At 72.8% G+C, this 21,906-nt stretch carries 17 protein-coding genes and 1 other RNA gene; 5 read left to right on the top strand and 13 right to left on the bottom strand.

All coding sequences use genetic code 11. The features are described from left to right. Nucleotides 1-10 precede the first annotated feature (10 nt). The 4 genes from AC6JBM_RS52125 to AC6JBM_RS52110 form a co-directional block, all read right to left on the bottom strand. Nucleotides 11-1,204, bottom strand: coding sequence for a cytochrome P450 (locus AC6JBM_RS52125; protein WP_497980929.1), 1,194 nt, complete (start codon nt 1,202-1,204; stop codon nt 11-13). Further along, on the bottom strand, nt 1,201-1,893 hold the full coding sequence (npdG, locus tag AC6JBM_RS52120; RefSeq protein WP_497980928.1) for an NADPH-dependent F420 reductase: 693 nt from the start codon (nt 1,891-1,893) through the stop codon (nt 1,201-1,203). Before npdG ends, AC6JBM_RS52125 begins: the two co-directional genes overlap by 4 nt. A 58-nt stretch (nt 1,894-1,951) precedes the next feature. Next, nucleotides 1,952-3,358: an RNB domain-containing ribonuclease gene (locus AC6JBM_RS52115; RefSeq protein WP_497980927.1), complete on the bottom strand. Its 1,407-nt coding sequence runs from the start codon at nt 3,356-3,358 to the stop codon at nt 1,952-1,954. A 519-nt stretch (nt 3,359-3,877) separates the two neighbouring features. Continuing rightward, on the bottom strand, nt 3,878-5,839 hold the full coding sequence (locus AC6JBM_RS52110; protein ID WP_497980926.1) for a hypothetical protein: 1,962 nt from the start codon (nt 5,837-5,839) through the stop codon (nt 3,878-3,880). A gap of 1,007 nt (nt 5,840-6,846) precedes the next feature. Between AC6JBM_RS52110 and aroA the strand changes: the two genes are divergently transcribed. Next, nucleotides 6,847-8,124, top strand: coding sequence for a 3-phosphoshikimate 1-carboxyvinyltransferase (gene aroA, locus AC6JBM_RS52105; protein WP_497980925.1), 1,278 nt, complete (start codon nt 6,847-6,849; stop codon nt 8,122-8,124). A 204-nt stretch (nt 8,125-8,328) separates the two neighbouring features. On the opposite strand, the gene AC6JBM_RS52100 is transcribed toward aroA, so the two are convergent. The 3 genes from AC6JBM_RS52100 to rnpB form a co-directional block, all read right to left on the bottom strand. Then, nucleotides 8,329-8,601 (bottom strand): excalibur calcium-binding domain-containing protein, encoded by a 273-nt coding sequence (locus tag AC6JBM_RS52100; RefSeq protein ID WP_497980924.1) that lies wholly within the window; start codon nt 8,599-8,601, stop codon nt 8,329-8,331. Between the two features lie 44 nt (nt 8,602-8,645). Beyond that, nucleotides 8,646-9,299 carry a fascin domain-containing protein gene (locus tag AC6JBM_RS52095; protein WP_497980923.1) on the bottom strand — a complete coding sequence of 218 codons (654 nt, stop codon included), beginning with the start codon at nt 9,297-9,299 and terminating at the stop codon, nt 8,646-8,648. A 577-nt stretch (nt 9,300-9,876) separates the two neighbouring features. Beyond that, nucleotides 9,877-10,270: RNase P RNA component class A (gene rnpB, locus AC6JBM_RS52090), an RNA gene on the bottom strand. Nucleotides 10,271-10,299: 29 nt separating this feature from the next. Between rnpB and AC6JBM_RS52085 the strand changes: the two genes are divergently transcribed. Then, the gene (locus tag AC6JBM_RS52085) at nt 10,300-11,058 is read left to right on the top strand and encodes a sulfite exporter TauE/SafE family protein (RefSeq protein ID WP_497980922.1); all 759 of its coding nucleotides are present in this window, start codon (nt 10,300-10,302) and stop codon (nt 11,056-11,058) included. Here AC6JBM_RS52085 and AC6JBM_RS52080 read toward each other — a convergent pair. The 5 genes from AC6JBM_RS52080 to AC6JBM_RS52060 are packed head-to-tail and all read right to left on the bottom strand — an operon-like array spanning nt 11,055 to nt 15,517. Then, on the bottom strand, nt 11,055-12,110 hold the full coding sequence (locus tag AC6JBM_RS52080; RefSeq protein ID WP_350615100.1) for a histidine phosphatase family protein: 1,056 nt from the start codon (nt 12,108-12,110) through the stop codon (nt 11,055-11,057). The genes AC6JBM_RS52085 and AC6JBM_RS52080 overlap by 4 nt on opposite strands. Nucleotides 12,111-12,114: 4 nt before the next feature. Beyond that, nucleotides 12,115-12,855: a zinc ribbon domain-containing protein gene (locus AC6JBM_RS52075; protein WP_497980921.1), complete on the bottom strand. Its 741-nt coding sequence runs from the start codon at nt 12,853-12,855 to the stop codon at nt 12,115-12,117. Continuing rightward, nucleotides 12,852-13,658, bottom strand: coding sequence for a Nif3-like dinuclear metal center hexameric protein (locus AC6JBM_RS52070; RefSeq protein ID WP_497980920.1), 807 nt, complete (start codon nt 13,656-13,658; stop codon nt 12,852-12,854). Before AC6JBM_RS52070 ends, AC6JBM_RS52075 begins: the two co-directional genes overlap by 4 nt. A 9-nt stretch (nt 13,659-13,667) precedes the next feature. Beyond that, nucleotides 13,668-14,243 (bottom strand): flavoprotein, encoded by a 576-nt coding sequence (locus tag AC6JBM_RS52065; RefSeq protein WP_497980919.1) that lies wholly within the window; start codon nt 14,241-14,243, stop codon nt 13,668-13,670. Nucleotides 14,244-14,284: 41 nt separating this feature from the next. Further along, a complete protein-coding gene (locus AC6JBM_RS52060; RefSeq protein ID WP_497980918.1) occupies nt 14,285-15,517 on the bottom strand; it encodes a helix-turn-helix domain-containing protein in 1,233 nt (410 codons plus the stop codon). A 193-nt stretch (nt 15,518-15,710) separates the two neighbouring features. Between AC6JBM_RS52060 and AC6JBM_RS52055 the strand changes: the two genes are divergently transcribed. Beyond that, on the top strand, nt 15,711-16,322 hold the full coding sequence (locus AC6JBM_RS52055; protein ID WP_497980917.1) for a bifunctional DNA primase/polymerase: 612 nt from the start codon (nt 15,711-15,713) through the stop codon (nt 16,320-16,322). A gap of 1,753 nt (nt 16,323-18,075) precedes the next feature. Here the strand turns inward: AC6JBM_RS52055 and aceE are convergent. After that, nucleotides 18,076-20,823, bottom strand: coding sequence for a pyruvate dehydrogenase (acetyl-transferring), homodimeric type (gene aceE, locus AC6JBM_RS52050; protein ID WP_497980916.1), 2,748 nt, complete (start codon nt 20,821-20,823; stop codon nt 18,076-18,078). A 280-nt stretch (nt 20,824-21,103) separates the two neighbouring features. On the opposite strand from aceE, the gene AC6JBM_RS52045 reads away from it, so the two are divergent. Together AC6JBM_RS52045 and AC6JBM_RS52040 are read left to right on the top strand one after the other, a co-directional pair. Continuing rightward, on the top strand, nt 21,104-21,463 hold the full coding sequence (locus AC6JBM_RS52045) for a hypothetical protein (protein ID WP_497980915.1): 360 nt from the start codon (nt 21,104-21,106) through the stop codon (nt 21,461-21,463). 20 nt (nt 21,464-21,483) lie between these two features. Continuing rightward, nucleotides 21,484-21,897, top strand: a complete 414-nt coding sequence (locus AC6JBM_RS52040; protein ID WP_497980914.1) for a YjbQ family protein — start codon at nt 21,484-21,486, stop codon at nt 21,895-21,897. The last annotated feature ends 9 nt before the right edge of the window (nt 21,898-21,906 follow it).

Genomic DNA, 21,906 nt, shown 5'->3' with positions numbered 1-21,906 from the left:
GCCGGCACTCCTACACGGAAACCTCGAGACTTTCCAAGCCCCGGATGACGTAGCCGGGCTTGTAGACCGGGTCCCGCACCAGCTCCATCGCCGGCGCCTTCGTCAGCAGCGCCCCGAACGAGGCCGTCAGCTCGATACGCGCCAGCGGCGCCCCGAGGCAGTAGTGGATGCCCGCCCCGAACGAGATGTGCGGGTTGTCGCGCCGGGTCACGTCGAGCGCCTCGGGCTCGGCGAACGCGGCCGGGTCGTGGTTGGCCGAGCCGAACAGCAGCGCGACCTCGCTCCCGCGCGGGATCGTCACCCCGTGCACCTCGATGTCCTCGAACACCCAGCGCTCGAACATCTGCAGCGGGGTGTCGAACCGCATCAGCTCCTCGATCGCCGGGCCGAGCAGCTCCGGTTCCGCCCTGACCTTCGCCAGCTGCTCCGGGTGCTGCAGCAGCGCCCGCCAGCCGTTGCCGGTCACGTTGACGGTGGCCTCGTGCCCGGCGTTGAGCAGCAGCACGCACGTGCCGATCAGCTCGTCCTCGCTGAGCCCCTCGACCGCGGCCAGCGCGCTGACCAGGTCGTCGCGCGGGTCCTCCTTGCGCCGGCGGGCGAGCGCGCGCAGGTACTCGGTGAACTCCTCCGACGCCCGCACCGCCGCCTCGGCCGTGTCCCGGGCGGGATTGAGCTCGTACATCCCGCAGATCGCCGCCGACCAGGGCCGCAGCAGATGCCGATCGGCCTCGGGCACGCCGAGCAGCTCCGCGATCACGGTCACCGGCAGCGGCTCGGCGACCTGCGCGATGAGGTCGCCGCCGCCCTGTGCCACGAACGCCTCGACCAGCTCGTCGGCCAGGCGCCGCACGTACGGCCGCAGAGCCTCGACCCGCCGCGGCGTGAACGCCTGCGAGACCAGCCGCCGCAGCCGCGTGTGGTCGGGCGGCTCGCGGTCGAGCATGCCGTTGTTGTTGAGGGTCCAGAACGGCTCCTGGTAGTCCGGCGGCGCCGTGCGGCCCATCTCCTCGTGCGTGGCGACGTGCAGGTAGCTGCGGCCGAGGCGCCGGTCGCGTAGCAGCGCGTTGACGTCCTCGTGGCGGCTGATGAGGTATTGCCGGCTGGGCTCGAACCACAGCACCGGCGACTCCTCGCGCAGCCGCGCGTAAGCCGGATACGGCCGCGCGACGAACTCCGCGGACCACGGGTCGAATGCGGCGGTCACAGGTCCGTCACCCGAATCCCCGCGTGCGCCTTGTACCGCTTGTTGATGGCGATGAGGTTCGCGGTGAGCGCCTCGACCTGCCCCGCGTTGCGCAGCCGCCCCGCGAACACGCCCCGCATGCCGTTGATCCGCCCCGCGAGCGCCTGCACCCGCAGCGCCGCCTCCCGGTCGTCGCCGAGCACGAGCACGTCGAGGTCCACGGCGTCCACCTCGGGATCCGCCAGCAGTACCGCACTCACGTGGTGGAACGCCGCGCACACCCGGGCCTCGGGCAGCAGCGCCGCGGCCTGCTCGGCCGCGCTGCCCTCCTCGACGCGCAGCGGATACGGCCCCTGCTTGTCGAAGCCGAGCGGGTTCACGCAGTCGACCACGATCCGCCCGCCGCTCAGCAGCGGCGCCAGCTCGGCGACCGTGGCCCCGTGCCCCTCCCACGGCACCGCGATGATGACGACGTCGGCCCCCGCGGCGAACGCGTTGTCCCCGCCCTCGACCGCGCCGTGCACGCCCGGCATCTCGCGCAGCTCCTGGGCCGCCTGCTCGCCGCGCTCGGTGGAGCGCGAGCCGACGAGGACCCGCTGGCCGGCGCGGGCAAAACGGTACGCGAGGCCGCGCCCCTGGGGCCCCGTCCCGCCGAGGATGCCGACGGACAGGCCCGAGACGTCGGGCAGCTCGATCTGGTCGTAGCTCATGCCTTCTGTTGTACCTCCCACCGATCGTTTCCCCCGGCGAAGCCCACGCGCACCTTTGTCACACCTCGTGGAACGTCACCTTGCGCTTGGCCGGGTCCGCCTCCGTGAGCCGCACCGAGATCCGCTCCCCCAGCGGCAGCGAGTCGCCCTCGCAGCGCGCCCGCACCGGCGGCTCGTCGATCGCGATGTCGGCCCGGTGCTTGGCCCGGTCCACGTCGAGCACCGCGGCCTCGAACGTCTCCCCGACCCGCCCCTGCAGCAGCGTCGCCTCCACCAGGTCGACCGCCCCGCGATCGGCCGAGCCCGCGACCCGGTCGGTGCGGGTCATGACCTCCGGCAGCTTCGGCAGCGCCTCCCGCGCCCACGAGGGCACCGCTGCGCCCGCGTGGAGCGCGAGGCACACCTCGGTGACGTACCGGTCGGCCAGACGCCGCAGCGGGGCTGTCACGTGGGCGTACGGCGCGGCCACCGCGGCGTGCAGCGGCTGCTGCGGCGGCGCCCCGTCGAACGGCGTGTAGCCGGCCCCGCGCATCATCTCCGCGGCCTGGTCGAGCAGCGCCGCCGCCCTCGGCTGAGCGGGGTCCAGGGCCGCGATCATCTGCCCCGGAGTCGCGTCATCCGGCCACGGTACGTCCAGTGCCTTCGCCGCCAGCCGAAGCGCCTCGACGGTCTCCTGCGGCGCCGGTGGCATGGTCCGCAGCAGCCCGACGCCGCCGTCGAGCATGATCCGCGCCGCCGACATCCCGGTGAGCAGGGAGATCTGCGCGTTGTACTCCTCGACCGCGACCGGCGCCCGCAGCGTCAGCCGCCACCCGTCCCCGTCGGGCTCGATCTCCTGCTCGGGCATCGGCAGGTTCACGGCCCCGCGCTCCAGCCCGCGGGCCACGAGCAGCTTGCCGATCTCGGGCAGCAGCGCGATCGACGGGTGCAGCCGGCCCGCGTCCGCGTCCCGCTGCACCGACTCGTAGTCGAGCTTGGCCCGGCTGCGCACCCGCGCCCGCCGCACGTCGACCCCGACGGCGTTGCCCTCGCCGTCCACGTCGATCGACCAGAGCACGGCCGGCCGCACCTGGTCCGGCAAGAGGCTCGCCGCGGCCTCACTGAGCACCGGGGGGTGCAGCGGCACCTTGCCGTCGGGCAGGTACACGGTCTGCCCCCGCTGCCACGTGTCGCGCTCCAGGGCGCCGCCGGGCTCGACGAACGCCGCGACGTCAGCGATCGCGTAGTGCACGCGGTAGCCGTCGTCGCGCCGCTCGATGAGCAGCGCCTGGTCGAGGTCCTTGGACGTGGGCGGGTCGATGGTGACGAACTCGAGCTCGGTCCGGTCGGGCCGGTCGTCGAACGTCTTGCGCGCGGCGGCCTCGGCCTCCTGCTGCGCGGGCGCGGTGAACGCGTCGGGCAGCTCGAGCTCGTGGCGCAGCGCACTGAAGTCGATGCGGGGTGCGAAGGTTCGGCGGACGGTCACGGGGTCAGTCTTACCAGCAACGGTCACCCCGGAAATCACGCGAACGGCCGGTCCCGTTCCCGGTCCACGGGCCGGGGCGCTCGTCGGTCCGATGACGCTTGCGCGGGCCGAAGGCTGGGAGCGGCCTGTGCCTCGGCTCGCCGCGCGCCGGCCGGCTTGTCGGAGCTGTGGCACGGCGGGGGCGGGCGGCGGGCGGCGCGGCTGGGCTCGTCGGGGGTGTGGCGCGGCGGGCGCGGGAGGTTTGCGGGGCGGCCGCGCCTGCCGGGGGTGCGGCGCGGCCGGCGCGGAGGCGGCCGGCGCGGCCGCGCTTGCCGGGGGTGCGGCGCGGCCGGGGCGGAGGCAGCCGGCGCGGCCGCGCTTGCCGGGGATGCGGCGCGGCCGGCGCGGGAGGTGAGTGGGGCGGGCGGGCTTGCCGGGGATGCGGCACGGCCGGCGCGCTGGTGGGCGCGCCGGCCGGGTTGGCTCGGTATGCGAACGGCCGGTCCCCGCCGAGGCGTTGGACCGGCCGTTCCTCGGCACTTACGGGCGGGCCAGGGTGGCCCAGTCCTCCGCGGTCATGCTCGCGGCCTCTTCCGGGTTGTTGCCGTTCTCGCGGCCCGGGATCGACTCCGACGCGGCGGTCTCCTCGGCCGGGGCCGACTCTGCCGCCAGGCCGCCCTCGGCGACCGCGGCCGGCTGGGTCGCCGGCTCGGCCGGGGTCGTCGCGGCGGCCGTCGTCTCCGGGGCCGTGGTCGCGGCGGCCTTCTTGGCCGGGGCCTTGCGCGGGGCGGCCGTCTTCTTCGCGGCCGTCGACTTCGCGGCGGTCGCCTTGGTCGCGGTCGTCTTCGCGGCCGTGGCCTTGGTGCCCGTCGTCTTCGTCGCGGCGGTCTTGGCCGGGGTCGCCTTCGCGGTGGCCGTCGTCGCCGTCGCCTTCGTGGCGGCGGCCTTCGTGGCCTTCGCCGTCGTCGACTTGGCCGCCGCCGCCTTCGCCGGGGCCGCCTTCGCCGCGGACTTGGCCGGGGTGGCCTTCGCCGTGGTCGCCTTCGCCGCGGTGGACTTGGCGGCCGTCGACTTGGTGGCGGCCTTCGCCGGGGCCGCCTTCGCCGTGGCCGTCTTCGCCGGGGCCGCCTTCGACGCCGTCGTCTTCTTGGCCGCCGTCGACTTCGCGGCGGTCGTGGACTTGGCGGCGGCCTTCGTCGCCGTCGACTTGGCGGCCGTCGACTTGGTGGCGGCCTTCGCCGGGGCCGCCTTCGCCGTGGCCGTCTTCTTGGCGGCGGTCGCGGACTTGGCGGCGGTGGACTTCGTCGCGGTGGCCTTCGTCGCGGTCGCCTTCGCGGCCTTCGCCGGGGCCGCCTTCGACGCGGCGGTCTTCTTGGCCGCCGTCGACTTGGCCGCGGTGGCCTTCGTCGCGGTCGCCTTCGCCGGGGCCGCCTTCGACGCCGCCGTCTTCTTGGCCGCCGTGGACTTCGCGGCGGTCGTGGACTTGGCGGCGGCCTTGGTCGCGGTGGCCTTCGCCGCCGTCGACTTCGCGGCCTTCGCCGGGGCCGCCTTCGACGCCGCGGTCTTCTTCGCCGCCGTCGTCTTGGCCGGGGCCGCCTTCGACGCCGCCGTCTTCTTCGCGGCGGTCGTCTTGGTGGCGGCCTTCGCCGGGGTGGCCTTGGCCGTGGTCGTCTTCTTGGCCGCCGTCGACTTGGCCGCCGTCGACTTGGCCGCGGTGGCCTTCGTCGCGGTCGACTTCGCCGGGGCCGCCTTCGACGCCGTCGTCTTCTTGGCCGCCGTGGACTTCGCGGCGGTGGACTTGGCGGGGGTGGACTTCGCGGCCGTCTTGGCCGGGGTCGCCTTCGCCGTGGTCGTCTTCTTCGCGGCCGCCGTCGACTTGGTCGCCGCGGTGGTCTTCTTCGCCGCCGTGGTCGACTTCGCCGCCGGGGCCGCCGCCTTCGACGCCGCCGTCTTGCGGGCGGCCGGGGTCGCCGACTTCGCGGCCGTGGTCGCCTTCGCCGCCGGGGCTGCCGCCTTCGACGCCGCGGTCTTGCGGGCCGCGGGGGTCGCCGACTTCGCCGCGGTCGACTTCGCGGCCGCGGTGGACTTCGCCGCCGGGGTCGCCGTCTTCGCCGCCGTGGTCTTGCGGGCGGCCGGGGTCGCCGTGCTCGACGCGGCCGCCTTGCGGGCCGCGGGAGTCGTGGTCGCCGACTTCGCCGCGGTCGTCTTGCGGGCCGCGGGGGTCGCCGACTTCGCCGCCGTGGTCTTCGCGGCGGCGGGCGTGGTGCTCGTCTTGCTCGCCGTGGATCGGGTCGCACGCGGCTTGGCGGCGGTCGCCGCCGTTGCGTCAGCGGCGGACGGCGTCACGGCCGCGGTCGTGGCACGGCGGGGGGAGCCGGCCGCGACCGTCTTGCGGGCCCTGGCGGGGGCCTGCTCGGTCGTCGCGGGGGCCGAGGCCGCCGCGGTCGTCGCGGCCGCGCGCGCTGCGGCCGATCTCGTGGTGGCCTTCTTAGCTGCGGCCATCGTGGTCCTCCTGGAGGAGTTCTCCCGCGTCCTGCGGGATGTTCGCGGTTGGGTTGTGCGGGTGGTCGGGTGTTTCGGGGAGCCGGCTGTCCGGGCGGTTCGCGGTCGCCACGGGCTCCGGCGCTTTGCTAGTGCTTGCCTTCCCACCGTTCGTCTTCGGCGTCCCACGCCTCGTTGCGTTCATGGACTGTAGCGAGGGCCTGTTCCGCTGCCGCCGCCGAGTCGTACGGTCCGAGGCGATCCCTTCCGGGGCACATGTTGTCCTCGGACTCGACCCGTTGGTGAGAAAGGCACCAGTAGTACCGCTCAGCACCGCTGCTGCTCATGACATCACTGTGCACCGCAAATGAAACATGCGCCACCGAAACCGGCAAATAGCTTGTTGAGATTCCACAGTAGACGCAACCCCCTGACAAGGGTCCGGGTCACGCTCGTGTGGCCGGGCGGAGTCGCGGGGCGGATCCGAATGCGGACGGAATGCGTTGCCGCGCAAGGAATCCGCGATCATGGCGGGGTTGCGAAATCCCGGAAGATTGTGGGAGTTGCACCGTCTTCGTGTGGCAACTCTCACCCGCGGGTGAGCCGAACGGAGGAAACACATTCGAGTCGGAAGGTCGACCCGGCGATCCTCGTTTGGAGACGAACGAGGGTGGCGCCGGAGGCCGCCGCGGGGATCGTCCACCGTGGACGAGTGCCGCTGCGGGGCGGGTCGGGGCGGGCCTGGAGCGGCGGCCCGGTGGGCGTTGCCGGGACCTGGGAAGCAGCACCGTGGACGCGAGGACGCGGCGATGCGAAAAGACGCGGTGGGTGCGAAAAGACGGTGCCGGGCAAGATGCGGGCGGCGCGGAAAGGCGGTGCCGGGCAAGACGCGGTGGGGGCGGAAAGGCGGTGCCGGGCAAGACGCGGTGGGGGCGGAAGGGCGGTGCCGGGCAAGACGCGGTTGGGGCGGTGGTGCCCGGGGCGGGGTGCCGGGTCGGACTCCGAGCCCGTTGCGGGACAATCGAAGGGTGAGCCTCCATGCCGATGACCTGCCGGACGTCCTCGCCGTCACGCCGCTGACCGCGCCGCCCGACGTCGCCCTGCGCCCGCCCGGCTCGAAGAGCATCACCAACCGCGCGCTCATCTGTGCCGCCCTCGCGCCCGGGCGCAGCACGCTGACGGGGATGCTCTTCGCGAACGACACCTACGCGATGCTCGGCGCCGTGCGGGCGCTGGGCGCGACCATCGCCGTCGACGAGGCCGCGAAGACGGTGCTCGTCGACGGCATCGACCCGCGCTCCGCGACCGGCGAGGTTCGCATCGACGCGCGCCAGTCCGGCACCACCGGGCGCTTCATCCTGCCCGCCGCGGCGCTGCGCCCGGCGCGCGGCGTCGTCGACGGCGACCCGCAGCTGCGGGCGCGCCCGTTCGGCCCGCTCGTGGACGCGCTGCGCGAGCTCGGCGCGAGCATCGAGGACCTCGGGCGGCCCGGATACCTGCCCGTCGCCGCGACCGGGCCGGTGGCCGGCGGGAAGGTGGCGGTGCCGGGGCACATCTCCAGCCAGTACCTCTCCGGTCTGCTGATGGCCGGGCCCCTGATGGCCGACGGGCTCACCGTCGAGCTCACCTCGCCGTTGGTCTCCGTGCCCTACGTCGAGTCGACAGCCGCCGTCATGGCCGCGTTCGGGGTTTCGGTGGAGGGTCTCACGGTGCGGCCGGGGGCGTACCGGCCCGCCGACTACGCCATCGAGCCCGACGCCAGCGCCGCCTCCTACCTGCTCGCCGCGGCCGCGATCACCGGCGGCCGGGTGAGCGTCGAGGGCCTCGGCACCGGCAGCCTGCAGGGCGACGTGCGCTTCGCGGACCTGCTGGAGCGGATGGGCGCGCGGGTCGAGCGGACGGCCGACCGCATCACGGTCACGGGCACCGGCGAGCTGCACGGCATCGAGGTCGACATGGCCGACATCTCCGACACCGCGCAGACCCTCGCGGCCGTGGCCGCGTTCGCGGACTCCCCCACCGTCGTCACCGGCATCGACTTCATCCGGCGCAAGGAGACCGACCGGATCGCGGCCATCGTGACCGAGCTGCGCCGCGCGGGCCTGGACGCGACCGAGGACGCCGACGGGTTCACGGTGCGGCCGGGGGCGATCGCGCCGACGGACTTCGAGACGTACGACGACCACCGCATGGCGATGAGCCTGGCGCTGCTCGGGCTGCGGGTGCCCGGCATCCGCATCAAGCACCCTCGGTGCGTTTCCAAGACCTACCCGACGTACTTCGAGGACCTCGCCCGCCTCGGGTGAAGCCGCGGCACACGCCGGGTCGTCGACGAGCGGTTCTCGACGGCCCGGCTCGGGTCCGACCAACCGCGGACCTGGCAGAGAGGCCAACTGCGGACCTGGCAGAGAGGCCAACCGCGGACCTGGCAGAGAGGCCCGCCAGGGCCGAACGGTGTCTGGCGGGAGCGACGGTCCGCACCACCGCGGACCCGAGTCATGGCTCTGCTCTCAGCGCCGCTCGCAGGCGATCCCGTCCGCGTCGGCGTCGAGGCGCTTGTTGGCGTTGTAGGCGGCCGGGTTGACCGTGAAGTTCGTGACGGGCTTGGCTTTGCCCTTCACCTTGTCCGCCGCGCCGGCGCGGGCGACGCCGTGCGCGAAGTCGTGCTGGAGGGCGGCGCAGCTGACGTACCGCTTCGGCGCCGCCGCGTACGCCTGCGACGACGGCAGCGCCGCCGCGACCCCCAGCAGCAGGACCATCAGCACCTTCGGGCTCGTCCTCATGCGGGTGTCGTCGGCGGTGCGGGGCCGGACCTGAGGGGTTCTTGCTACAGCGGGTCGAACCAGAGCGCCTCCCAGCTGCCCGGCGCGGCGCCCGTCGCCTTCATCTCCTCGTAGTACTGGCCCGTGTAGTCGAGGCGGCAGGTGAAGTACGTGCCGCGCTGGGCGTTGCGCAGGTAGTACTTGCCCGCGTCGGTCCACACGTCGAAGGTCTCCCAGACGTCGGTCCATTCGCCGCGGCCGCGCAGCATGCCGAAGTTCTTGCCGGTGTACCCGTACTCCGCCGTCACCAGGTACCCGGACGGCGCCTGCAGGAACACCGTGTGCCCGCCGTCGTCGGAGCAGATCTTGAAGATCTCCCAGCTGCCGGTCGACCCGGGCGCGGTGCGCGCGCGGAGCATGTTGTGGCTCGCGCCGCCGAACCCCTGCTCCTCCGCGATGTACCGGTTCGCGGCCAGGTTGAGGATTTTGTACTCCCGGCAGCTGGCCAGCCCCGGCACGCTCACGCCCTCGAAGCCCAGCTGCTGCTCGCCGTCGCGGGTCAGCGGGGTCGCGCCCGTCATGTCGATGTGCCCGGGCGCGAGCCCGGGCGGCGGCGCGGCGCTGCCGCGGGCGCTCGGGTGCCCGGCGTCGCCGTCGCCTTCGCCGGCCCGGGCGAGCGCGAGGGGGGTCACGACCAGAGCCGCGACCGCGGTGGCCACCAACACGACAATGCTTTTGCGCCGCACCGGGCACTCCGTTCACGCCGACGGCCGCTTCGTCCGGCCGTACCGCGCAAATGCTCGGCCACCCCATCGAAAGGGGTCAAGGAGCCAAAGCCGATCTTAAAGTTCCTTTCAGCGCCCTTTCTCCGTCCTCACGCTGCGCATCCGGAAGCCGTGTTCTGCGCCATGAAAGCCGATGAAAACGGGCTGAAAGATGCAGCGCCCCGGGCACGGAAGGCGACGGACGAGTCGACCTGGGCTCGGCAGCCCACCGGGACACCGCCAAACGGCGCTTGTGCCAGTGCCAACCGGACCGGCTGGCGGCCGTTGTACCGGAACGTCAACAACTCCGCACCGTCCAATTCGCTGCGACACCCACTCCACCAGCTCCGCCGGATCGCCGCCTGTCATCGCACGCAGCGTACGGGGCCGTCCACAGATCGGCCCGAAACAGCAACCAACGAAATCGGTGGCAAGCCGACCCGTACCGCAGGCGCGCCGCCGAGGAGCGGAAGCGGCACGGCAGCTGGTCCCTCAACCCCAACTGAGCTGCGAGAACGTCAGGTCGGTGCGACGGACGAGTCGACCTGTACGCCGGGTTCTGTCCCCGCCTCGCGGCAGGGGGCGGCCATCCATCTCGGCCTGCCGTCGCCGGCAGGCTCCAGCGGTCCACCCGCAGGCTCGGGCGGGCCGCCCTCGAACGCCTGCGCAGGCCGGGCCCGTGGGCGCCGGCCCTTTTGACCTTGCTCCGGGTGGGGTTTACCTAGCCGCCCCGGTCACCCGGGGCGCTGGTGGGCTCTTACCCCACCGTTTCACCCTTACCCGGCTCATCCGAGCCGGGCGGTCTGCTCTCTGTGGCACTGTCCCGCGGGTCGCCCCGGGTTGCCGTTAACAACCACCCTGCCCTGTGGAGCCCGGACGTTCCTCGGCGATGCCAGTGGCATCGACGCGGCCGCCCGGTCGACTCGTCCGTCGTGCTGACTATGGTAGTCAGACCATGGAACCGGCCCACATCGCCTTGCTCGGCGTCGCGGGGCTCGCGGCCGGGACGGTCAATGCGATCGCGGGCGGCGGGTCGCTCATCACGTTCCCGGCGCTGATCGCGACGGGGCTGCCGCCCGTGGCGGCAAATGTGACGAACACCACATCAGTGTTTCCGGGGTACGTCTCGTCCGTCTACGGCAGCCGCGCGGATCTCCCCCGCGCGCGGGTGCCGCGGCTCGTGCCGACGGCGGTGGCCGGGGCCGCGCTCGGGTGCGCGCTGCTGCTGCTCACCCCGGCCGCGGCGTTCGGCTACGTGGTACCGTTCCTGGTGCTCGGGGCGGCCGCGGTGCTCGCGCTGCAGGACCGGCTGCGGCGGCTCGTCGGGCACCCGCGGGAACTGGCCGGACGCCACCGGGCGCTCGGCCTGCACGCGATGGTGTTCCTCGGGTCGCTGTACGGCGGGTACTTCGGCGCCGCCCTCGGCGTCATGCTCGTCGCGGCCCTCGGGCTGGTGCTGGACGAGCCGATGGCCCGCGTCAGCGCGCTCAAGAACGTCATCTCGGCCGTCGGCGGGCTCGTCGGGGTGCTCGCGTTCGCGCTGTTCGGGCCGGTCGACTGGGCCGACGTGGCGGTGGTCGCGCCGGCCGCGCTCGCCGGGGGCTACGCCGGCGCCCGGCTCGCCCGGAGGCTGCCGAGCGCCGTGCTCAAGGCGCTCATCGTCGTGTTCGGCACCGTGGTCGGGTGCGTGCTGCTGTACCGCGCGTTCTTCTAGGACAGGTGCGCGGTCTCGTTCACCGAGCGCACCGCGACCCCGCCGTCGGGCCAGGAGTCCAGCAGCGAGACGCCGGCCGGGTCGAGGTACAGCCGGAACAGGAACGAGTCGCTCGCGGCCAGCGCGTCGCGCAGCATCAGCTTGATCGGGGTCACGTGGCTCACGACCGCGATCTGCCGGCCGTCGAAGCGGTCCTGCAGGCTGCGCACCGCCCGCCGCACGCGCATGGCGACCTGCTGGAACGACTCGCCCCCGGGCGGCGGGACGGCGGTGGAGGCGAGCCAGCGCTCCTGCTCGGCCGCGTAGCGCTCGTGGACCTCGGCGTAGGTGAGGCCCTCCCACTCGCCGAAGTCGCACTCGATGAGGTCGTCCTCGACGATCAGCGGCACGTCGCCGAGCGCGGCCGCGGTCTCCAGGCAGCGCTTCAGCGGCGAGGTGATGACCGCGGCCAGGTCCGGCGCCAGCTCCCGGGCCCGGGCCGCGGCCCGGGCGGCCTGCTCGTGGCCGAGGTCCGAGAGCGGGACGTCGCCGCGGCCCGAGTACCGCTTCTGCGCCGTGTAGGGGGTCTCGCCGTGGCGGATGACCACCATGCGCAGCGGGGAGCCAGTCGCGGGCGGCGACCACGAGCGGCGGGCGGGCTCGGTGACCTCCTTGGCCTCGCCGTCCATCGCGGCGTTGGCCAGGCGGTCGGCGTCCTTGTTGCGCTCGCGGGGGATCCAGCCGTACCGCACCAGGGCGAAGCCCTGCGCGATGCCGCGCGCCTCCTCGGCCAGGGGGCGCAGGCCCGGATGCTTGATCTGCCAGCGCCCGGCCATCTGCTCGATGACGAGCTTGGAGTCCATGCGCACGTCGACCTCGTCGGCACCCAGCTCGCGGGCGGCCTTCAGCCCCGCGATGAGGCCGCTGTACTCCGCGACGTTGTTCGTCGTCACCCCGAGCGCCCCGAGCCGCTCGGCGAGCACCGCGCCGGCCTCGTCGCGCACGACCGCGCCGTAGCCGGCCGGCCCCGGGTTGCCGCGCGATCCCCCGTCCGCCTCGACGGTCACCCGCATGCGGCTACAGCCCCGACTCGGCGGTGCGCACCAGGATGCGCCGGCACTCCTCGCACCGCACGACCTCGTCGGCCGGGGCGGCCTTCACGCGGGCCTTGTCGCCGCCGGAGAGCTCGATGCGGCAGCCCTCGCAGCGGCCCTGGCGCAGCATCGCCGCGCCGATCCCGCCGCTGGACTCGCGGATCTTGTCGTAGAGCCCGACGAGGTCGGCGGGCAGGTCGGCGGCGAGCGGGCGCCGCCCGGACTGGCGGAACTCCTCGTCCTTGGCGATCGCGGCGAGGGCCTCGTCGCGGCGCTGCTCGGCCGCGGCGCGGGTGGCCCGGGCCGCCTCCAGCTTGCCGACGATCTCGTCGAGGACGCCCTGCGCGGACTCGCGCTGCTCCATGAGCTCCAGCTCGGCGTCCTCGAGCTCGGACTGGCGCCGGTTCAGCGTGGCGATCTCGTGCTGCAGGGCCTCCAGCTCCCGGGACGGGCCGGTGCCGGCGTCGAGGCGGGACTGGTCCTTGTCCTTGCGCGAGCGGACCTGCTCCACGTCCTTCTCGAGCCGCTCGATGTCGCGGTCGAGATCGTCGACGGCCACCTGGGCGCGGACCCGCTGATCCTCCAACGTGGACAGCTCGCGGGCCAGCGAGCCGAGCTCGGCGTGCTCGGGCAGGGCCTTGCGCTTGTGCGCGAGCTGGGTCAGCGCGATGTCGATCGCCTGGAGATCGAGCAGGCGGCGCTGGTCTTCCGGATCGGCCTTCACGAGTCGTCTTCCTCCAACAGGGCCCAGGGTGAGGTGTCCACATCGGACACGATGGTCTGCACGCCGGCCTCCGTGCGCAGGAACGCCGCGACGTCGTCCAGCCACGGGCGCTCGGACGCCCAGTGGGTGACGTCGACGAGGGCCGGCCCGCCGTTCGCGAGGTGCTCCTGCGCCGGGTGGTGGCGCAGATCCGCGGTCAAGTATGCGTCAACGCCGGCGCGGGTGGCGTCGGCCAGGAACGCGTCGCCCGCCCCGCCGGACACCGCGACCGTCTCGACCCGGGCGTCCGGGTCGCCGGCCGCCCGTACCGAAGCCGCCGCTCCCGGCAGTTGACTCGCCGCGAGCCGGGCGAACCGCGCCAGGGTCATCGGCTCGGGGAGCCGGCCGATGCGCCCGTGACCGCGTTCGGGCGCCCGGGGATCCGGCCGCAGCGGGTGTACGTCCAGCAGCCCGAGCCTCGCCGCCAGCGCATCGGACACCCCCGGGTTCGCGACGTCGCCGTTCGTGTGGGCGGTGAACAGCGCGATCCCCTCGCGGATCATCCGGTGCACGATGCGGCCCTTGTACGTCGTGGGCGCCAGGCTGGAGACGCCCCGCAGCAGCAGCGGGTGATGGGTGAAGACGAACTGCGCCCCGGCCCGCGCGGCCTCCTCGACGACGGCGGGGTCGCAGTCGACGGCGAGCAGCACGCGGGTCACGGTCGCGTCCGGCTCGCCCAGGACGAACCCGACGCGGTCCCAGTCCTCGGCCCACTCCGGCGGGTACCGCTGCTCGAGCAGCTTCACGAGTTCGGCGACAAGCACGGCGTAACGTTAGTCCACTCCCCCGCCCCCCGTGATGCGCTGGGCCTGCACGGACGGGTGCGCCTCCAGCGCGTCCAGCGGCAGGCGCCACGGGAAGTCGGTGCGCGTCTCGCCGATGCCGGGCTGGTGCAGCTCGAGCACGTCGTCGCCGTAGAGCACGGTGACGCCCCAGGAGCGCAGCCGCTCGATCGACTCGCCGAAGGCGGGGTGGGCGGCCATCGCGCGGTTGGTGTACGGCACCGCGACGATCGGCAGCCCCAGCCCGAGCGCCTCGACGATGAGCCCGAGCGCGAGCGTGTCGGCGATGCCGGCCGACCACTTGTTCACGGTGTTGACGGTCGCGGGCGCCACGATCATCGCCTCGGCCGCGGGCAGGATGTCGGGGTCGCCGGGGTACTTGTAGTGGTGCCGCACGGGGTGGCCCGTCTGCTTGACGAGGCCGGGGATGTCGAGCCACTTGAGGGCGTCCGGCGTGGCCACCACGCAGACGTCCCAGCCACGCTCCTGGGCGAGCGAGACCAGATTGCCGACGCCGGCGGTGGCGGGCGAGCCACACACAACGGCGTACAAAACGGGTCGTGACATGCGGGCATTCTGCCCCGCGACGCGCCCTTTCAGACCACTTTTCAGACCCCTACGCTCATGTGCTCCGCGAGTTCGGCCACCGGGGCCGAGGGGGCGCCCCTGGTGCGGCGCAGGACGTCGCTGAGCACCTCGCGGGCCAGCGGGCGGCAGCGGATCTCCGACGGCGCCAGCCGGTCGCCCTCGAGGAGCATCTCGCTGGCCATGTCGATGTCGCCGACGAGCGCCTGGGCGCGGGCCTGGTCGAGGAAGTGGTGGGCGCGGCGCTCGGGCAGCAGGGCGTTGAACCCGTCCGGATCGAGCGTCTGGTGTACCTCCACCGCCACCCGGCCCTCGCCGAGCTCGACGGCGGCGGCGGCCCGGTGCAGCTTCACGTTCGTCGGGCCGAAGGACGTCCAGTAGTAGTTGGCGTCGCCGTCCATGCTCCGGGCGGCCTCCTCGGCGCCGGCCAGCAGGTCGCGCACGGTCGCGCTGTCGCCGATGCGCGCGGCCGCCATCGCGCCCTGCAGCAGCAGCTGGCCGTAGACCGAATGCCGCTCCGGGCTCGTGTCGTTGCCGCCGAAGCCGGGGGCGAGCCGGTTGGCGATGTTGACGTTGATCTCCAGGGCGGGGCGGGCCCGGCCGAGGGAGAGCAGCGCGCAGGCGACCCGCGTGGTGGCGGTGCCGGCCAGCAGCTGGTCGCCGGCGCGCTGGGACACGGCGATCGAACGGTCGGCGGCGAGCCAGGACAGCTCGTGCTCGCCGAGCTTGCGCAGGGCGCTGGAGGCGATCTGGTACACCTGTCCGAGCAGGTGGGCGGCCTCCTCGCCCTGGTGGCCCTCGCTGTAGGCGGTGTCGGCGGCCTGGGCCTCGCGCAGGAGCCTCGGGAGGGTGCGGGCGAGCATGCCGTACTTCGCGTGCTGGTACGACAGCCAGGCGTGGGTCACGGCCTTGCGCATCTCGGGCAGCGGCGGGGGCTCCGGCGGCGCGTAGAAGAAGGCGCTGATCTGGTCGTAGCGCTCCAGCGCGGCCCGGATCTCCTCGACCTCGATCTGGTCGACGCAGTTGATGCTGTCGGGGCGGCGCTCGGGGTCCCGGCCCAGCAGGATCTGCACGTCCAGCTGCAGGACGTCGGCGATCTCGTACACGACCGAGAACTTGTCGAGCCGGCGCACGCCGCGCTCGACCTTGTCGACCCAGCTCTTGGACTTGCCCAGCCGATCGGCGAAGACCTGCTGTGACATCTTGCGCCGGTTCCGCCAGTAGGCCACCCGACGGCCGATGGGCAACTCATCCACGTCGCTCACCTCCGGAGGTCACCCGGCCGGTAGAAATCGCACGATTTGTGCGGTTCGAACCGGCCGTTCGCTCATACGTTCCGATGTGCAAGTTGCATCCCCCGTCGCAGAGACAAACGACGCACAACGCGTCCGGTAACGCGACGTGGCTCCGTGCGCACTTTCGAGTGATCTCGCCTGGCAGGAGAGGGTCATGATCTTCTGGGAACACGCGCGCCTGCGGAAGGCCGCGACCCGCTACGCCGAGCACGGCTGGCCCGTGCGACCGGGCGCCTACCTGGTCGGACGGCACGCCGGGCGGCACCTGCGGGAGCGGCGCTTCGACTGCGGCAGTCCCGGCTGCCGCACGGTCGCCTGCCACCCCGCGCCACATCCGCTCACCTTCGACACGCCGGCGGTGCGGTCGCTGTGGCGCGAGCACCCGTACACGGTGCTGCTGCCGACCGGCTACGCCTTCGACGTGCTGGAGGTCCCCGGCGCCCTGGGCCGGGCCGCCCTGCTGGGCGACGGTTTCGTGGCCGCCCGCGGCCCGGTCGCGGTGGCGCCCGGGGATCGCTGGATGTTCCTGGTGCTGCCCGGGCACGGGGTGCTGCCGGAGCTCTCGGCGCACGCCGGGGTGGTCCTGCACGGGCAAGGGTCGTGGATTCCAGCACCGCCGAGTGCGCAGTTCGGGGGGCGGGTCCGGTGGGAGCTGACGCCGGAGACGCATCACTGGCGGCCGGCCGAGCCTTATGCCGTGCAGGCGCTCATGCTGGACGCGATGGGCGCGGGACCCCGCCGCGCCATGTGGCGCGCGGCCGCCTAATACTGTGATCTCGACGCGCACACAGTGACGGCACGTGGCCGCCCCTGGGGCAGCTGTGCGCGCATGCGTCGAGTTCGTCAAGACCGGCTCTCTCACGGAAATGTTCACGTGCAGATTTCATGCCGGTGCCCAAAGTAGCGTCACCGTAGCCTACGGTCGACCCTCGTAATCCGAACGTAGTACTCAAGGAAACTGAGGGTACCTACTCAAAGCCTGGTGTTGATCTACTTGATTGATCAACATCGACCCGTACGGGTGGGTGGGGTTGGGCCGTTGCGGGTCTTGACGTTCGACGTTCTGCGGGTGGGTTTGCACCGAAGGGCCAGCTAGTCCGAGTGAGGGCATCGTTGTCGCTCTACGTGATGGCATCACATACTGCCGGGCGGCGTCATTACTCAACCGCGCGCTCGCTTGCGGTTGGCAGCTCGCGGCGGCCCGGCGCCACATTTCGGACTTTTCCGCTTTTATCGTGATTCGCCGAATCGTTCGGATCGTGCACTCGCTCTCGGCTTCAGGGCCGGCTCTTTCGGCGGTGCGGCGCGCGACAGGCCCTCCCGGCGGCGGGCGGCCGCGGCCTGAGCCACCACGCACGGTGACCCGCCGGTCTGTGGGGGCGCACACGGCCGACCTTGCGCGATCGAGCCGCGCAGCCACAGGCGGGCGCACGCCCGCCAGACGGCACCCCCGGCTCGGGCCGACGGCACGCCTCCGCCGACGTCCGGACGGCACGCCCCGCTGCTCGGACCTGAGGGCGCGCTCTCGGCCGGCCGCAGCCCGAGCCACCACGCACGGTGACCTCACGATCCGCGGGGGCGCACACGGCCGGGTAGCGAGCGCCGCCGACCTTGCGCGATCGAGCCGCGCAGCGACAGGCGGGCGCACGCCCGCCAGACGACACCCCCGGCTCGGGCCGACGGCACGCCTCCACCGACGTCCGGACGGCACGCCCCGCTGCTCGGACCTGAGGGCGCGCTCTCGGCCGGCCGCAGCCCGAGCCACCACGCACGGCGACCCGCCGATCCGCAGGGGCGCACACGGCCGGGTAGCGAGCGCCGCCGAGCTTGCGCGATCGAGCCGCGCCGCGACAGGCGGGCGCACGCCCGCCAGACGACACCCCCGGCTCGGGCCGACGGCACGCCTCCGCCGACGTCCGGACGGCACGCCCCGCTGCTCGGACCCGAGGGCACGCTCTCGGCCGGCGAGCGCCGGCGCCAGCGGACGGCGGCCTCGCTCGGCGGGCCGTGAGCGGCGCCCAGCCCGCGCGTGAGCGCCGGGCTTGACGTGCCGCCCCACACCAGGCCCGCCGACCAGGCCCGTGGCGGACGGCGAGCGGCGAGCGGCGAGCGCCCGGCCCACGGCGAGCCATCCGCGGCCCGGTGACCAGCCCTCGCCTAGCCTCGCCGTTGTCCGACGCCCCGAAACCCCGCCAGCAGGCCACGCCGTGAGCCGGCGACGTGCGGCCGAGTGAGCGCAAGCCCCGCGAGAACATCCCGCCGTGGCCGCGCGCATTGCGCACTCGGCCAGGCAGCGACGACCAGGCGAAAGCGAAGCAAGCGCGATCGAAAACGAGACGAGACGAGGCGTGCCTGGCGGCGGCGTTCCGGTCTTACCACCACGGTACCTGCACGCGAAAAATTGACCTTGGGTCTCGTCGCTCAGCGTAAGAAACAGTGGACGTCACGAAAGCGTTGCGATTTGCGAAAGCGGCCGGGTGCTGGAACAACACCCGGCCGCCGCGCCTCGAAGGGGATTCTTAGGAGTCACCGCCCGTTTCGCCGACCGGCGCTGCGTTCACGTCGTCGATCGCGTACTTCTTCGCGGCCTCCGCGGGAGCCGAGGCCGGGACCTCGCCGCGGCGGGCCAGCTGGCGCAGCGTCGCCACCACGATCGACTCCGCGTCCACGTGGAAGTGGCGGCGCAGGGCGTGACGGGTGTCGGAGAGGCCGAAGCCGTCGGTGCCCAGCGACGTGTAGTCGTTCGGCACCCAGCGGGCGATCAGGTCCGGCACGGCGCGCATGAAGTCGCTCACCGCGATCACCGGGCCCGTCGTGTCCTGCAGGGCCTGGGTCACGTACGGCACCTGCGGCTCGTCCGCCGGGTGGAGCAGGTTGTGCTCCTCGGCGCGTACGGCGTCGCGGCGCAGCTCCGTCCACGACGTCGCCGACCACACGTCCGCCGCGACGCCCCACTCCTCGGCGAGCAGCTTCTGGGCCTTCAGCGCCCACTGCATGCCCGTGCCCGAGGCGAGGATCTGCGCCTTGGGGCCGTCCGCGGCTCCCTCGGCGGGCAGGTAGCGGTACAGGCCGCGCAGGATGCCGTCCACGTTGACGTCGGCGGGCTCGGCCGGCTGGAAGATCGGCTCGTTGTAGACGGTCAGGTAGTAGATGAGGTCCTCGGGGGCCTCGCCGTACATGCGGTTGACCGCGTTCTCCGTGATGTGCGCGATCTCGAAGGCGAACGCCGGGTCATAGGCCACCACGGCCGGGTTGGTCGCGGCGATGAGCAGCGAGTGCCCGTCCTCGTGCTGCAGGCCCTCGCCGTTGAGCGTCGTGCGACCGGCCGTGGCGCCGAGCAGGAAGCCCCGCGACATCTGGTCGGCCGCGGCCCAGATGCCGTCGGCGGTGCGCTGGAAGCCGAACATCGAGTAGAAGATGTACACCGGGATGATCGGCTCGCCGTGCGTGGCGTAGCTGGTCGCGGCGGCGGTGAACGAGGCGACCGAGCCGGCCTCGTTGATGCCCTCGTGCAGGATCTGGCCGGTCGTGGCCTCGCGGTAGGACAGGAACAGCTCCCGGTCGACCGGGGTGTAGTTCTGCCCGTGCGGCGAGTAGATCTTCGCCGTCGGGAACAGCGAGTCCATGCCGAAGGTGCGGGCCTCGTCGGGGATGACGGGCACCCAGCGCTTGCCCATGCCCTTGTCGCGCATGAGGTCCTTGAGCATGCGTACGAAGGCCATCGTGGTGGCGACCTTCTGCTTGCCCGAGCCGCGCTTGATGTCGCCGTAGACCGAGCTGTCCGGCAGCTGCAGCGGGATGTGCTTGGTGCGCCGCTCGGGCACCGAGCCGCCGAGGGCGGCGCGGCGCTCGCGCATGTACTGCATCTCCTCGGACTTGTCGTCCGGGCGGTAGTACGGCACCGCGTACGGGTTCTCGCCGATCGCGCTGTCGGGGATGTCGAGGTACAGCCGGTCCCGGAAGTCCTTGACGTCCTGCAGGGTCAGCTTCTTCATCTGGTGCGTGGCGTTGCGGCCCTCGAAGTGCGAGCCCAGCGTCCAGCCCTTGATGGTCTTGGCCAGGATGACCGTCGGCTGCCCGGTGTGCTCCGTGGCGGCCTTGTACGCGGCGTAGAGCTTGCGGTAGTCGTGCCCGCCCCGCTTGAGGTTCCAGATCTCGTCGTCGGAGAGGTGCTCGACCATCTTGCGGGTGCGCGGGTCGCGGCCGAAGAAGTGCTCGCGGACGTAGGCGCCGGACTCGGCCTTGTACGTCTGGTAGTCACCGTCGGGCGTCACGTTCATGAGGTTGACCAGCGCGCCGTCGGTGTCGGCGGCCAGCAGCGGGTCCCATTCGCGGCCCCAGACGACCTTGATCACGTTCCAGCCGGCGCCGCGGAAGAACGCCTCGAGCTCCTGCATCACCTTGCCGTTGCCGCGGACCGGGCCGTCGAGGCGCTGCAGGTTGCAGTTGATCACGAAGGTGAGGTTGTCCAGCTCCTCGCGGGCCGCGACGCCGATGGCGCCGATCGACTCGGGCTCGTCCATCTCGCCGTCGCCGAGGAACGCCCACACGTGCTGGCCGGACGTGTCCTTGAAACCGCGGTTGTGCAGGTACCGATTGAAGCGCGCCTGGTAGATGGCGTTGATGCCGCCGAGGCCCATCGACACCGTCGGGAACTCCCAGAAGCCCGGCATGAGCCTCGGGTGCGGGTAGCTGGGCAGGCCGCCGCCGAGCCCCCGGTGCGAGAGCTCCTGGCGGAAGCCGTCGAGCTGCTCCCCGCTCAGGCGGCCCTCGAGGAAGGCGCGGGCGTACATGCCCGGCGACGCGTGGCCCTGGAAGAAGACCTGGTCGCCGCCGCCGGGGTGGTCCTTGCCGCGGAAGAAGTGGTTGAAGCCGACCTCGTACAGGCTCGCGGCGCTGGCGAAGGTCGAGATGTGGCCGCCGACGCCGACGTCGGGCCGCTGGGCCCGCTGCACCAGCATGGCGGCGTTCCAGCGGATGTAGGCCCGGATGCGCCGCTCGATGTGCTCATCGCCGGGGAACCAGGGCTCCCGCTCGGGCGCGATGGTGTTGATGTAGTCGGTCGTGGTGAGCGGCGGGACGCCGACCTGCCGTTCGCGGGCGCGCTCCAACAGGCGCAGCATCACGTACCGTGCGCGCTTCGTGCCGCGCTCGTCGATCACGCCGTCCAGCGATTCGACCCACTCGGTGGTCTCCTCGGGGTCGATGTCGGGCAGCTGGCTCGGTAGGCCGTCGCTGATCACCGGGCGCTTGCGTTCGGTGGACACAGGCGTTCCTTCTGGGTAGCTAGCGACCGGGGTGGTGCTCGGCGGGACTCGTCGGGCGCTGCGACCGGTCTGGGTGGCCTCGGGGTGCGGCTCGATGGTTCATGGCCTTCTACGAGCCCTTGTCCATCCTGCCTGGCTTCGGTGCGGTCCGTCACGCCTACGGGACGCCAACTGCGACGCTCGACACGATACCGGTCGGTAACTTCTGTGGCCTGTCCCTCTTGACGCAGACGCGACATTACGAGTATCCCAGGCCCGCGGATCGGCTACCGTGCCGCCCGTGTCCGAGAATTCGTCCTGGTGGTTGCTGCTGCCGTGCGGCATCGTCACCGTGGCCCTGACCACGGCGATCGTGGTCACGGTGGTGGTCGTCTTCCGCAAGGGTCCCCGCGCGGGCGCGCACAACAGGGGCGGCGACGGCTACACGCCCGCCCCCAGCCCGCTGGATCCCGCGTGGCCTTCCGGGCCGGCGCCGATGACGAGCCCCGACCCGTCCCCCGGGTCGTCCTCGCACGAGCACTGGCAGAGCCACGGCCACACGATCCACCACCACGACTCCGGCTCGTCGTCGAGCTGGAGCGACTCCGGCTCGTCGGGCGGCAGCGACTCGGGCTCGTCGCACCACCACCATTCCGACTGAGCGGCTGGGAGACTGGACCGATGCACACCGAGGTCATCACGGTCCGGACCGGCTCCCGCCCCGTCGTGCGGGACATCACGCAGGAGGCGGCGCGGTTCGTGAGTGAGGCGGCCGGCGACGGCGACGGCCTGCTCAACGTGTTCGTCCCGCACGCCACCGCGGGCGTGGCCATCATCGAGACCGGCGCCGGCAGCGACGACGACCTGCTGCGCGCGCTGGACGACCTGCTGCCGGCCGACGACCGCTGGCAGCACCGGCACGGCTCCCCCGGCCACGGGCGCGATCACGTGATGCCGGGGTTCGTCGCGCCGTACGCCACCCTGCCGGTCGTCGGCGGCCGGATCGCGCTGGGCACCTGGCAGTCGATCTGCCTGGTGGACCCGAACGGCGACAACAGCACACGCCAGGTCCGCTTCAGCTTTGTCCGGGGATGACAGGATGAG

The organism is Dactylosporangium thailandense (assembly GCF_059739745.1).
Note: the sequence above shows the minus strand (reverse complement) of the source record. Positions and strands in the feature narration are given on the sequence as shown.

Bases quoted from the DNA above. Each gene is read 5' to 3' on its own strand.
- npdG (WP_497980928.1), bottom strand. From the start codon at position 1,893: ATGAGCTACGACCAGATCGAGCTGCCCGACGTCTCGGGCCTGTCCGTC.
- AC6JBM_RS52110 (WP_497980926.1), bottom strand. From the start codon at position 5,839: ATGGCCGCAGCTAAGAAGGCCACCACGAGATCGGCCGCAGCGCGCGCG.
- AC6JBM_RS52100 (WP_497980924.1), bottom strand. From the start codon at position 8,601: ATGAGGACGAGCCCGAAGGTGCTGATGGTCCTGCTGCTGGGGGTCGCG.
- AC6JBM_RS52085 (WP_497980922.1), top strand. From the start codon at position 10,300: ATGGAACCGGCCCACATCGCCTTGCTCGGCGTCGCGGGGCTCGCGGCC.
- AC6JBM_RS52080 (WP_350615100.1), bottom strand. From the start codon at position 12,110: ATGCGGGTGACCGTCGAGGCGGACGGGGGATCGCGCGGCAACCCGGGG.
- AC6JBM_RS52065 (WP_497980919.1), bottom strand. From the start codon at position 14,243: ATGTCACGACCCGTTTTGTACGCCGTTGTGTGTGGCTCGCCCGCCACC.
- AC6JBM_RS52055 (WP_497980917.1), top strand. From the start codon at position 15,711: ATGATCTTCTGGGAACACGCGCGCCTGCGGAAGGCCGCGACCCGCTAC.
- AC6JBM_RS52040 (WP_497980914.1), top strand. From the start codon at position 21,484: ATGCACACCGAGGTCATCACGGTCCGGACCGGCTCCCGCCCCGTCGTG.